14 protein-coding genes are annotated in these 11,101 nt (G+C 68.8%); 13 read left to right on the top strand and 1 reads right to left on the bottom strand.

Features of this window, described 5'->3' with window-relative positions; all coding sequences use genetic code 11:
* Nucleotide 1: 1 nt before the first annotated feature.
* From AC3EO4_RS08465 to AC3EO4_RS08405, 13 genes are all read left to right on the top strand, one after another.
* Nucleotides 2-166: a hypothetical protein gene (locus AC3EO4_RS08465; protein WP_431894662.1), complete on the top strand. Its 165-nt coding sequence runs from the start codon at nucleotides 2-4 to the stop codon at nucleotides 164-166.
* Between the two features lie 37 nt (nucleotides 167-203).
* Nucleotides 204-497, top strand: coding sequence for a hypothetical protein (locus AC3EO4_RS08460; RefSeq protein ID WP_431894660.1), 294 nt, complete (start codon nucleotides 204-206; stop codon nucleotides 495-497).
* Nucleotides 494-874, top strand: coding sequence for an RRQRL motif-containing zinc-binding protein (locus AC3EO4_RS08455; RefSeq protein ID WP_431894658.1), 381 nt, complete (start codon nucleotides 494-496; stop codon nucleotides 872-874). Before AC3EO4_RS08460 ends, AC3EO4_RS08455 begins: the two co-directional genes overlap by 4 nt.
* A 20-nt stretch (nucleotides 875-894) precedes the next feature.
* Nucleotides 895-1,050, top strand: a complete 156-nt coding sequence (locus AC3EO4_RS08450; protein WP_431894656.1) for a hypothetical protein — start codon at nucleotides 895-897, stop codon at nucleotides 1,048-1,050.
* The gene (locus AC3EO4_RS08445; RefSeq protein WP_431894654.1) at nucleotides 1,043-2,080 is read left to right on the top strand and encodes a DUF2637 domain-containing protein; all 1,038 of its coding nucleotides are present in this window, start codon (nucleotides 1,043-1,045) and stop codon (nucleotides 2,078-2,080) included. Before AC3EO4_RS08450 ends, AC3EO4_RS08445 begins: the two co-directional genes overlap by 8 nt.
* Nucleotides 2,081-2,267: 187 nt before the next feature.
* The gene (locus AC3EO4_RS08440; protein ID WP_431894653.1) at nucleotides 2,268-4,577 is read left to right on the top strand and encodes a cell division protein FtsK; all 2,310 of its coding nucleotides are present in this window, start codon (nucleotides 2,268-2,270) and stop codon (nucleotides 4,575-4,577) included.
* Nucleotides 4,578-4,716: 139 nt separating this feature from the next.
* The gene (locus tag AC3EO4_RS08435) at nucleotides 4,717-4,935 is read left to right on the top strand and encodes a hypothetical protein (RefSeq protein ID WP_431894651.1); all 219 of its coding nucleotides are present in this window, start codon (nucleotides 4,717-4,719) and stop codon (nucleotides 4,933-4,935) included.
* Between the two features lie 23 nt (nucleotides 4,936-4,958).
* On the top strand, nucleotides 4,959-5,903 hold the full coding sequence (locus AC3EO4_RS08430; protein ID WP_431894649.1) for an adenine nucleotide alpha hydrolase family protein: 945 nt from the start codon (nucleotides 4,959-4,961) through the stop codon (nucleotides 5,901-5,903).
* 22 nt (nucleotides 5,904-5,925) lie between these two features.
* Complete coding sequence (locus tag AC3EO4_RS08425; RefSeq protein ID WP_431894647.1) at nucleotides 5,926-6,372, top strand: single-stranded DNA-binding protein; 447 nt, start codon at nucleotides 5,926-5,928, stop codon at nucleotides 6,370-6,372.
* 383 nt (nucleotides 6,373-6,755) lie between these two features.
* Nucleotides 6,756-7,700, top strand: coding sequence for a bifunctional DNA primase/polymerase (locus tag AC3EO4_RS08420; RefSeq protein WP_431894645.1), 945 nt, complete (start codon nucleotides 6,756-6,758; stop codon nucleotides 7,698-7,700).
* 20 nt (nucleotides 7,701-7,720) lie between these two features.
* A complete protein-coding gene (locus AC3EO4_RS08415) occupies nucleotides 7,721-8,896 on the top strand; it encodes a DUF3631 domain-containing protein (protein WP_431894643.1) in 1,176 nt (391 codons plus the stop codon).
* A 167-nt stretch (nucleotides 8,897-9,063) separates the two neighbouring features.
* Nucleotides 9,064-9,306: an excisionase family DNA-binding protein gene (locus tag AC3EO4_RS08410; protein WP_431894641.1), complete on the top strand. Its 243-nt coding sequence runs from the start codon at nucleotides 9,064-9,066 to the stop codon at nucleotides 9,304-9,306.
* Between the two features lie 10 nt (nucleotides 9,307-9,316).
* Complete coding sequence (locus AC3EO4_RS08405) at nucleotides 9,317-10,525, top strand: tyrosine-type recombinase/integrase (RefSeq protein WP_431894639.1); 1,209 nt, start codon at nucleotides 9,317-9,319, stop codon at nucleotides 10,523-10,525.
* Here AC3EO4_RS08405 and AC3EO4_RS08400 read toward each other — a convergent pair.
* Nucleotides 10,512-11,057, bottom strand: a complete 546-nt coding sequence (locus tag AC3EO4_RS08400) for a hypothetical protein (RefSeq protein WP_431894638.1) — start codon at nucleotides 11,055-11,057, stop codon at nucleotides 10,512-10,514. The genes AC3EO4_RS08405 and AC3EO4_RS08400 overlap by 14 nt on opposite strands.
* Between the last annotated feature and the right edge of the window lie 44 nt (nucleotides 11,058-11,101).

Raw genomic sequence — 11,101 nt, 5'->3', positions numbered from 1 at the left:
CATGGGCACCTGGGAGTACTGCATCCGCGACCGCTGTAGCGAGAGCGAGCTCAACCAGCTCGGCATCGACGGCTGGGAACTGGTCTCTGCCGTCTTCAACGCCTACAACCGGCACACCCTCCTGTACTTCAAACGCCCGACGCCCTCAGACGCGGCGCGCGCCTAATCCCATTCCCCCCTGATTCCTGCTGGGAGATCCCGTCATGCGTGTATTCCTGCGTGTTACCGGGCTGGTCCTGCCCGGCCCGACCACCCTGCTGGCCGTCTGGCTGGCTGACTTCTGGAAAGTCGTCATCGGCACCGGCGTGCTGGCCGCGTTCTGCCTCGTGATCGGGCTGGCCGTGATGGCGGTCAGCATCCGCCGCGAGGAACGAACCCAGTCGCTGACCTACGACACCCCCGGACCTGCCGCCGCCTTCACCCGCCGCGTGCTGAACGTGCAGATCCGCACGCCGGACGTGATCGCGACGCGCGGTCGTCGAGGTGGCCTGCGGTGAGCCGCATCCGTGCCCGGTTCTGGGACCCGACCGGCCAGCGCTACGGCATCCCGACCTACCCGTGGAAGATGGCCCCGCCGCACCTGCTCACCCTTCGCCAGCTCGCCGCCGAGGGCTTGCGCCCCGCGGGGCAGGGCGTCCAGGCACAGGTGTTGTGGCGCTCGCGCCGCTACGGCGCGCCCGGCCTGCGTGCCGCCTACCTGTATGACGTGCGCTTCGCGCTGCCGAAGCGGACCGCCAGCCCGCGGCAGCTCGCCGCCCTCGGTAAGGCCAACGCTGCCCGCCGTACCTGCCCCGAGTGCCTGCGCGATGTCGGCTACGTGCTGCCGCGCCACCTCGGCACCTGCCTCGACTGCGCCCACCCCGCCGCCGCCTGACCACGAATGGAGACCCGACCATGCTGTCCATCCGCCTGACCGGCACGCCCGCCGAGGTCGCCGACGCCGTGATGACTCTGCGCGAGACCTTCTCCATCTCCGCCATCAAGGGCCTGTGCTCGGCAATCCCCGCACAGCCGTCCGTCCGCGTCTATGTGGAGGTCGGCGATGACTGACCGTCCTCCGACTCCCACCGCGCCCCGCCCGCTGACCGAGGGCGAGCACACCGCCGTTGCCGTGACCGCGGGCGTGACCGGTGTGCTGGGCATGCTCGGCTTCGTCAACAGCTTCGACCGCGTCGCCGACGCCGCCGAACCGTCGTTCGGCTGGTTCTCCTGGACCGTGCCGCTCGGCATCGATCTGGGCATCGCGGTGTTCTCCGCGCTGGATATCGTGCTGGCCCGCCTCGGCATGCGGGTTCGCTGGCTGCGGTTCATCCCGTGGGCGCTGACCGCCGCGACGGTCTACCTCAACGTGGCCGACTACCTCAAGGTCGATCGGATCGACTGGTTCGCGGTGGTGGCTCATGCGCTGCTGCCGCTGCTGTGGGTCGCCGCCGTGGAGGTCGGCGCGCACGTCATCCGCAAGCGCGCCGACCTGGTCAAGCCCGACCGGATGGACGGCATCCGCCGCTCCCGCTGGCTGCTGGCCCCGCTGCCGACGTTCGCCCTGTGGCGGCGCATGGTGCTGTGGGAGGTCCGCAGCTACCCCGACGCCCTGGAACGCGAGCGTGACCGCATCCTGGCCCGCACCGACCTACAGGACCGGTACGGCGCTCTGTGGCGGTTCAAGGCCAGCCGCCGCGAGCGCGCCCTGTACCGCCTCGGCGAGCTCGCCCCGAAGGACGCCCCGATCAAAGCCGATGCGGTACGACTTGCGCCGCCCGCGCCGCCGCTCGCCGAGTTGCCGCCCGCCCCGCGCAAGCGCCCCACACCCAACGGCAAGCGGACCCGTACGGCGAAGCGAACCACCGCGGCGCCGGACGTGGACGACCTGATGCCGCTCGGCTGGCAGGTCGCCGCCGACCTCGAAGCACGCGGTCTCACCCTCACCCGTGACCGGCTGTTGTCCGCCGTCCGCGAGGCCGGACAGTCCATCTCCTCCGACCGCGCCTCGGCGCTGCTGGCCCGGCTCAAGGCCGAAGCCCCGATCGACCCCGCCGAGGCCGTACCGGCTCAACGCCAGCCGGACAGCGAAGCCGCATGACCCGCCGCCCGGACCGTTCTCCCGGACCGTCCGCCCACACTGGCCCGACCCTCCGACCGGACGGCACGCGGCCCGACCGCGCATCGTCCCCGCCTGCGACAGACCAGGGCGCGGCCCCCATTCCGCCAAGAACCTAGGCCGCGCCCTGCCACCCCGCAACCCGTAACGAGCACGAGGTGACCTCATCATGACGCACGACCCGTTCCACCCCGCCGACCCGGACGACAGCCGCCCGGACGCTGCGGACGGACGCTCGGACTACGCCCCGGACGCGAGGCCGGACGGTCCCGGTGCGCAAGTCGTCCCGCTCGATGCCGTCCGTGCCGGACGGTCTCCCTACGGCAAGCCGTCCGACCCAACGGACGGACAGCCGGACGGACCGGTCTTCGACTTGCCGGACGACGCCCCCTCCCGGCTCGCCCGTCCTGCGGACGGACCGGTCTTGGAAGGCGCGATCGTCCGCGTTGACCAGCCCGGTACCGACCGGCCCGACTGGCGGACGGACCTGGAGGCCAAGGCCCGCACCCGTCAGCCGATCGTCCCGCTGTGGCTGCGCTCGCGCGCCGAGGCCGCCGAAACTTTGCGGTGGGTCGGCCTGCACTACGCACACGTGAGCGCCTACCAGCTCGCCCGCGCGCCGCTGTATGGCGGACGGCTGGCCATCCGTTCCCCACGCGGCTTCATCCGCCTGGTCGGCGGCATGGTGCGGTGGACATTCGACCTGGAAGGCGAGCCGGTACGGATGGCCACCGTCCGCAAGGAAGACCCCGAGGCATACATCAAGCTGTCCCGCCAGCGCGACTCCCGCGTCCGCCTGCGCGTCTGGGTTACGGGTGCCGCGCTGGTGACGCTGCTGGTCGTCGCCATCATCGTGGCCAACCAGCCGACCCACGTGCAGTGGGCGGCCCTTGCCGTCGCGCTGGCCGCTCTCGGCTTCATCGGCAAGCCCGCCGACCGTCCGCTGATCAACCGCGCCGTGGTCCCGTCCTCGGTGGAGAAGCTGACCAGCGACATCGTCATCCGCGCGCTGACCGTGCTGAGCATCGCTGGCATCAACCAGGCGATGGCCAAGAACCCCAAGGACGCCATCCGGTTCGTCGCCCCGATCACCCGCGACGGCCCCGGCTGGCGCGCCGACATCGACCTGCCGTACGGCGTGACGGTCGGCGACATCCTCGACAAGCGCGAGCGCATGTCCGGCGCGCTGCGCCGCCCGCTGGGCTGCATCTGGCCCGAGGGCGATTCCAGCATCCACGAAGGTCGGCTGATCCTGTGGGTCGGCGACAAGGACCTGTCCAAGACCATCGTCAAGTCGCCCCTGCTCAAGGCAGCCTCGCACGACGTGTTCAAGGGCATCCCGTTCGGCAACGACCCACGCGGACGGCTGGTCACCATCCCGTTGATCCAGCACAACATCCTGATCGGGTCCCTACCCGGTCAGGGCAAGACAGCATCGGTGCGCGACCTCGGTGCGGGTGTGGTGCTGGACCCGAGCACCGAAGCATGGATGCACGAACTCAAGGGCACCGGCGACCTGGACCCCTACGCCCCGGTGTGCCACCGCTACGTGTCCGGCATCGAAGACGAGGCCATCGCCTACGCCGCCGACTCCCTGTCCCTGCTGCGCAAGGAGGTCATGCGCCGCTCCGCCGCGCTGAAGTCGCTGCCCCCGGACCTGTGCCCGGACAAGCGCGTCACCCGGCAGATCGCCGACAGGCGCTCCCTGGGCCTGCACCCGCTGGTGGCCATCTTCGACGAGTGCCAGAACCTGTTCGCCCACCCCGAGTACGGCGCTCAGGCAGGTCAGGACGCCGAGTTCATCATCAAGCTGGGGCGCGCCCTCGGCGTGGTGCTGATCCTGGCCACCCAGCGCCCGGACAAAGACAGCCTGCCCACCGGCATCTCCGCGAACGTGTCCATCCGGTTCTGCCTGCGCGTCGCAGGACAGATCGAGAACGACATGATCCTCGGCACGTCGGCCTACAAGAACGGCATCCGCGCCACGGTGTTCGTCCCCGAGGCCGACGCCGGTACCGGCTACCTGGTCGGCGCGACTCCGATGCCCAAGGTGGTCAAGTCCGCCTACCTCGACACCCCCGCCACTCAGCGCATCGCCGATCGCGCCCTGGCCCTGCGCAAGGCCGCTGGCACCCTGTCCGGGTACGCGCTGGGGGAGGAGCCCGAGCAGATCACCCCGTCCTTCGACCTGCTCGCCGACATCCTGGCCGTGGTCCCCACCTCCGAGGCCAAGGTGTGGAACGAGGTCGTAGTGGATCGCCTCGCCGAGCTGCGGCCCGACGCCTACGGCGCATGGACGGCCCTGGAGGGCGGCGCGAAGACCGGTCAGCTCACCACCGCGCTCAAGCCGTACGGCGTGCGCACCATGCAGGTGTGGGGCACCCCCGAGGGCGGCAGCAAGGGTGCCAACCGCATCGGCATCGCCCGCGACGACATCACCACCGCCATCACGAAGCGTGACCACGGGGCGGCTTCGTAGCTCCCCCGATCACCTCTAGATCTAGAGGCCGACCCCTCTAGGTCTAGAGGCTCCCCTAGAGCCCAAAACGCCGCCCTACCAGGGATCTAGCGCCTAGACCCTGACCTGCGCAAACCCCCGAATCGGCCCTGGAGGCCCCATGGCTACCGCCATCGTCCTGCTAGTGGTCTGCCTACCGTTCATCACTCTCGGTTACGTCGGCTTCTGTGTCGCCTCCCCGTGGGGCGTCTGCCGACGCTGCGCCCCTGGCGGCAAGAACCGCACCTGCCGCGCCTGCGACGGCACCGGCATGCGGCCCCGCATCGGCTGGCAGCTCTACGTCTACTTCCGCCGCCTGCACCGCGACGGCACCCGGTAGCCCATCCGCGAAGGAGAACAGCCGTGATCACAGTAGCTCCCACACTTCGCGTGCTGAGCCTGGGCGCCGGAGTCCAGTCCACCACGCTGCTTCTACTGGCCGCCGAAGGCCGCCTCCCCACCATCGATGCCGCCATCTTCGCCGACACCGGCTGGGAACCCAAGACGGTCTACGACCACCTTGACCGGATCGAGAACGAGATCGCCCGGCCTGCCGGAATCCCGATCCTGCGCGTCAAGGCAACCAGCAACGCCCAACGCATCACCGGAGACCTGCGCAACGACTCCCTCACCGAAGGGGCGTTCGTACGAATCCCGGTGTTCGTCAAAGACCGCTCGGGAACCAGCGCGGCCATGGTGCGCCGCCAGTGCACCGAGGAATACAAGGTCAACCCGATCAAAGCCGAGGTGCGCAGGCTGCTGGGCTACCCGCACCCACGCCCAGTTCCATCCGACACCTTCGCCGAGCAGTGGATCGGCATCAGCCGAGACGAGTTCCACCGCGCCAAGGACGCACGGGTGCGGTACCTGCGCAACGCCTTCCCGCTGCTGGACCTGCCCGGCGCGGCCGATGGCCGTATCGGGTGGACCCGCAATGACTGCCTGCGCTACCTGCGCGGCTCTGGATGGGAGTCCACGCCCAAGAGCGCCTGCATCGGCTGCCCCTTCCACGGCAACCGCCAGTGGCGCGAACTCCGAGACAACCATCCCGACGAATGGGCCGATGCCGTCGCCTTCGACCGTGAGCTGCGCACTGTGCCGTTGCGCGGCATCAAGGAACAGCCCTACCTGCATCGCAGCCTGCTCCCACTCGACGAAGCCCCCATCGACAAAGTCACCCGCACCGAGTGGAAAGACCGCCAGCTCGATCTCTTCGAGGCCATAGCTGACGACCTCGAAGAAGGCCCCGCAGACGGCTGCTCTCCCTGGAGCTGCCACGGCGGACAGTCAACCGATCAAGCCGCCTGACCATACGGAAGGAAGACCGCTCATGTCCGGCGAGACCACGATCACCCTCATCGGCAACCTGACCAATGACCCCGAGATCCGCTACACGCAGAACGGCACCGCCGTGGCGGGCTTCACCATCGCCTCCAGCTCCCGCACCTACAACAAGCAGGTCGAACAGTGGCAGGACGGCGAGGCCCTGTTCATGCGCTGCTCGGCATGGCGCGACCTCGCTGACCACGTCTGTGAGTCGCTCACCCGCGGCACCCGCGTCATCGCTACCGGCCGCCTGAAGATGCGCAGCTTCGAGACCAGCGACGGCGACAAGCGGACCGTCATCGAGATGGCCGTTGACGAGATCGGCCCATCCTTGCGGTTCGCCACCGCCAAACCACAGAAGGCCGCCCGCGCCTCCCGCAACGGCCACGAGAACGGCATGAACGACCCGTGGGCCAACGCCACCCCGGCCGGAGACCGACCGCCGTTCTAGATCTCATCCCATGGGATGCGGCCTCGGCGACCTAGCCGCCAAGCACGACCACCGAGGCCCTTCCCACCTCACCTGATCACGAGGGAGGCACCAAACAGCATGACAGCCAGCCGTACCGGTTACCGGCTCTGGCAGGGACGAGTGTCCCTGACCTGGAACCGCCAGCCCGGACATTGGGGCGGTGGCCGCCGCCGCCCCTGCCGTCTCTGCCGCCGCCCGTGCTTCCTACGCGATGACGACGGGCGACCGGTCCACAAGGTGTGTCTGGAACAGGCCCTGACCGCCGCCCTGCATACCGAGACCGAAAGGCAGGCAGCATGACCCACACCGCCACACCATCCCCCCATTGGACGCTTCACCAGGCCACCATCCAAGAGCGTCCAATGGGGGCAGGACGCCCCGATCTCACCACCGCCGCCCTCCACGCCGCCGCGCGTGGCTGGCGCCTCTTCCCGCTCACCCCGCACGGCAAGATGCCGCTACGCGGCTTCACCGACTGGCAGACGCACGCCACCGACGACCCTGATCGGATCGCCGCGTTCTGGCCGCGAGCGCCGTACAACCTCGGCGTAGCCTGCGGACCCTCGAAGTTGGTCGTGATCGACCTCGACATGCCCAAACCCGGCGAGATGCCGCCCGCGGAGGCCGCCGAGGTCGGCGCGACAACTGGAGAGCAGGTCTTCCGCCTCTTGTGTGAGCGCCGAGGCCAGCTCTACCCCGGCGACACCCTGACCGTACGAACCCGGCGCGGTGGCCTGCATCTGTACTTCGCCGCTCCCGAGGGTGTGCGGCTGAGCAACACCGCCGGACGCAAGGGCAACGGCCTCGGCTGGCTGATCGACACCCGCGCGCATGGCGGGTATGTGGTCGGCCCCGGCAGCTACGTCAGCTTGCCGGACGGTAGCGGCCCGTACGAGGTCGTCAAGGACCGAGCACCCGCACCGCTCCCGGCATGGCTCGCCGAGGCGTTGAAGCCCGCGCCACCGCCCTCGGCCACCTGTTCGGATGTGCTCGCCGATGTTCCCGTACATCGGCTGAGCAGGTACGGCGAGGCCGCCCTACGCGCCGAGGCCGCTGACGTGGCGAACGCACCCGGCGGGCAACGCAACTGGACGCTCAACCGCGCCGCATTCAACCTCGGTCGGCTGGTGGCTCGCCACGTGCTGCCCGAACAGATCGTCATCGCCACCCTGGCCCGCGCCGCCGAGGTGGCCAACTACCGCGTGACTGACCGCGAGCCGATGTCCCCGCGCGAGCTCGCCGCCGTCATCGCTTGCGGGCTGGCCGCTGGCAAGGCGGCCCCACCAAGCCGCCGAAGGACGGCATGAGCACCACCGAGGGAGGACCCATGGCTCACCGCACACCAACCGGCGCGGACCTGCTCGACCAGCTCCGCGCCGCCCTGACCCGGTACGTGATCCTGCCCAGCGCCGAGGCCGCCGACGCCGTCACGCTGTGGATCGCCGCCAGCCACGCCCAACCCGCGTGGGCGCACGCCCCACGCCTGGTCATCCGCGGCCCGGAAAAGCGGTGCGGTAAGTCCCGCCTGCTCGACGTCGTGGAAGCCACCTGTCACGAGCCGTTCATCACCGTCAACTCCTCCAGCGCCGCCGTCTACCGCTCCATCACCGATGACCCGCCAACGATGCTGGTTGACGAGGCCGACACCATCTTCGGTCCCAAGGCAGACGGCAACGAAGACCTGCGCGGCCTGCTCAACGCGGGACACCAGCGCAATCGGCCCGCCAAGCGCTACGACGCAGCCACCAACCGCGTCGAGAGCATTCCGACCTTCGCTATGGCTGCGCTCGCCGGAATCGGCGCCATGCCCGACACCATCGAAGACCGCGCCGTCGTCATCCGGATGCGCCGGCGCGCCCCCGGCGAGAGCGCCGCCCCCTACCGGCACCGCCGCGACCGCTCCCCGCTACGCCAGCTCGCCGCCCACCTGGAACAGTGGCTACGCGCCGACCTGGCCACCCTGGAACAGGCAGAACCCGGCATGCCCGTCGAAGACCGCGCTGCCGACACCTGGGAACCCCTGGTCATCGTCGCCGACCACGCGGGCGGCACCTGGCCTGAACGCGCACGCGCCGCCGCCTTGGCGCTCACCGCCGAAGCCGACGACAACGGCCAAACTTCGGCGCGCGTACGGCTGCTGGCCGCCTGCCGTACCGCCTTCGCCACCGACACCGCCCTGCCCACCGCCGTCCTGCTGGAACGCCTCAAAGCCGACCCCGAAGGCGAATGGGCCGACCACGGACCCGCAGGGCTGACGGCGATGAAGCTCGGCACGATGCTGCGCGAGTACGACATCCGCCCGACCACGATCCGATTTCCCACAGGGCAGGCCAAGGGCTACCAGCGCGCCGACTTCGCCGACGCCTGGGCGCGCTACTGCCCCTCTGTCGAACCCGTCCCCGAGGGCGACGTGGTCCCGTTCGAGAGGGGAAGCCGTACCAGCCGTACCAGCCTCAATTCCGCAGGTCAAAGCGGTACGGCTTCCAACCTTGGTACGGCTTGAGCCGTACCACCCAAAAAGCCGTACCAGCCCTGACCAGGCAAAACGAGGCTGGTACGGCTGGTACGGCTACCCCCTCCAACCGCGCACCGAACGCCTTGGCAACACGCCGCCAAGCACCCCGCCGAGGCACCCACCCGCACCGATCATGAGCCTGAAAGGCACCCACCGTGACCATTCAGCACATCGACACGCCCGTGCCCAACAGAGCCGAAGATAACGCGCTGCTTCTGACCGTGGAGGAGGCCGCGCGACGGCTCAGGATTGGCCGCACTCAGATGTTCCACCTCCTTACCACTGGCGTCATCGAGTCCGTCCTTATCGGACGACTGCGCCGCGTTCCCGCGGAATCCCTGACCGACTACGTGGCCACGCTCCGGGCGAACTGCCCTGCTCAGCGTGGCGCAGCCTGAGGAGGTGCGTATGGGCAAGCGGAAGCCGAACGGCGCATCGAGCATCTACTTCGGAAAGGATGGCAAGTGGCACGGTCGCGTGACCGTGGGCGTCAAGGATGACGGCAAGCCCGACCGCCGCCACATCGAGCGGAAGACCGAAGCCGAGGTCATCAAGGCGGTTCGCGAGTTGGAACGGCAGCGCGACGGCGGGAACGTCCGCAAGGCTGGCCAGCGCTGGACGGTTGAGAAGTGGCTCAACCATTGGATCGAGAACATCGCGGTCCCGCCCGCCATCCGTGAGAGCACGCATTCCGGCTACAAGGTGGATGTCACCAAGCACCTCATCCCCGGCATCGGCGCTCACCGACTCGACAAGTTGCAGCCCGAGCACCTCGAAAAGCTCTACGCCAAGATGCAGCGCTCGGGCAGCTCAGCCGGTACGGCTCACCACGTGCACCGCACCATCCGAGCGGCGCTCAACGAGGCCGTGCGGCGCGGCCACCTCTCCAAGAACCCGGCGACTCTGGCCAAGGCCCCGGTGCTCTCGGATGAGGAGATAGAGCCGTACGACGTTGACGAGATCCGTCGCCTGCTCAAGGCCGCCGAGGAACTGCCGAGGAACAGCGCGAGGTGGGGAATCGCGCTGGCCCTCGGCCTACGTCAGGGGGAAGCCCTCGGGCTGCGCTGGGAGAACGTAGACCTCGACAAGGGCACGCTGCGAGTACGGCGAAGCCGCCAACGGCCCAAGTACGCCCACGGCTGCGGAGACAAGCCCTGTGGCCGGAAGCCCGGCTTCTGCCCGAAGCGAGAGCAGATCAACCAGGCCACCGCCGACACCAAGAGCAAGGCCGGAAGACGCACCATCGGCCTACCTGACGAACTGGTGGATCTGCTGCGCAAGCACAAGGCAGAGCAGGACAAGGACCGGGAGGCCGCCCGCCAACTCTGGCAAGAGGGCGGTTGGGTCTTCACCACGGCGACCGGCCAGCCCGTCAGCCCGTACAGCGACTACCACGAGTGGAAGGCCCTACTCAAAGCCGCTGGCCTGCGAGACGGACGCCTGCACGATGCCCGGCATACCGCCGCCACGGTCCTGCTCATCCTCGGCGTGCCCGAGCGAACCGTGATGTCCATCATGGGTTGGTCCACCTCGGGCATGGCAGCCCGCTACCAGCATGTGACCGACGGCATCCGTCAGAATGTCGCGAGGCAGGTAGGCGGCCTCATCTGGGAGTAGGCAAGGAAGAGTCGGTGGGAGGCATCACGTTGGAGCGGCCTCCCACCTGTGCAACCGGCCTGGCGGTTTTGACCTCGGCTGAGGCTGCCAATACGAACGCCTCGACGGCCCGACGAACGGTGTCGCCTTGCTGAGTCAAGGCGGTCCTGTCTTCGGCATTCTGCATGTCGGCTGCAAGACTCATTGCGGCATCGGCCAATCGAGCGATCTCGGGATCCTCCGAGAGGAGGTGGACTCGATAGAGCGAATGCCATGCAACTGCCCGAAGCTGGTAAGCGGATGCCTTGGCTTCCTCGTACTCCGGACTTCCCTTGCTTCTGAAGTCGAGCAACGTGCGGTTGTACTGGGCAGAGCGGAACTCCAGTACGGCGCCTGCAAATCCGCTGTAGACGGTCATACGCTCTTCCCGGAGGCGCGCCGAGAGCGTGAACTGTTCGGCTCGTTTGGCGGCGCGCTGCTGGAAGACATACGTCACGAACGACCCCAGCAGCGTTCCAGCGATAGCGACGAGCCCGGCGAGTACGGCTTCCATGGGGAACAGTTGATCATAAGCCGAGCCTCGTGTTGAGGGGTTCG

Source organism: Nonomuraea sp. bgisy101, from assembly GCF_057708945.1.
This window is presented reverse-complemented; position numbering and strand designations above follow the sequence as displayed.

What these genes read in the sequence shown, in the direction of transcription:
- AC3EO4_RS08465 (WP_431894662.1), top strand. Translation starts at nt 2, where the DNA reads ATGGGCACCTGGGAGTACTGCATCCGCGACCGCTGTAGCGAGAGCGAG.
- AC3EO4_RS08460 (WP_431894660.1), top strand. Translation starts at nt 204, where the DNA reads ATGCGTGTATTCCTGCGTGTTACCGGGCTGGTCCTGCCCGGCCCGACC.
- AC3EO4_RS08450 (WP_431894656.1), top strand. Translation starts at nt 895, where the DNA reads ATGCTGTCCATCCGCCTGACCGGCACGCCCGCCGAGGTCGCCGACGCC.
- AC3EO4_RS08445 (WP_431894654.1), top strand. Translation starts at nt 1,043, where the DNA reads ATGACTGACCGTCCTCCGACTCCCACCGCGCCCCGCCCGCTGACCGAG.
- AC3EO4_RS08440 (WP_431894653.1), top strand. Translation starts at nt 2,268, where the DNA reads ATGACGCACGACCCGTTCCACCCCGCCGACCCGGACGACAGCCGCCCG.
- AC3EO4_RS08435 (WP_431894651.1), top strand. Translation starts at nt 4,717, where the DNA reads ATGGCTACCGCCATCGTCCTGCTAGTGGTCTGCCTACCGTTCATCACT.
- AC3EO4_RS08425 (WP_431894647.1), top strand. Translation starts at nt 5,926, where the DNA reads ATGTCCGGCGAGACCACGATCACCCTCATCGGCAACCTGACCAATGAC.
- AC3EO4_RS08420 (WP_431894645.1), top strand. Translation starts at nt 6,756, where the DNA reads ATGGGGGCAGGACGCCCCGATCTCACCACCGCCGCCCTCCACGCCGCC.
- AC3EO4_RS08415 (WP_431894643.1), top strand. Translation starts at nt 7,721, where the DNA reads ATGGCTCACCGCACACCAACCGGCGCGGACCTGCTCGACCAGCTCCGC.
- AC3EO4_RS08405 (WP_431894639.1), top strand. Translation starts at nt 9,317, where the DNA reads ATGGGCAAGCGGAAGCCGAACGGCGCATCGAGCATCTACTTCGGAAAG.
- AC3EO4_RS08400 (WP_431894638.1), bottom strand. Translation starts at nt 11,057, where the DNA reads ATGGAAGCCGTACTCGCCGGGCTCGTCGCTATCGCTGGAACGCTGCTG.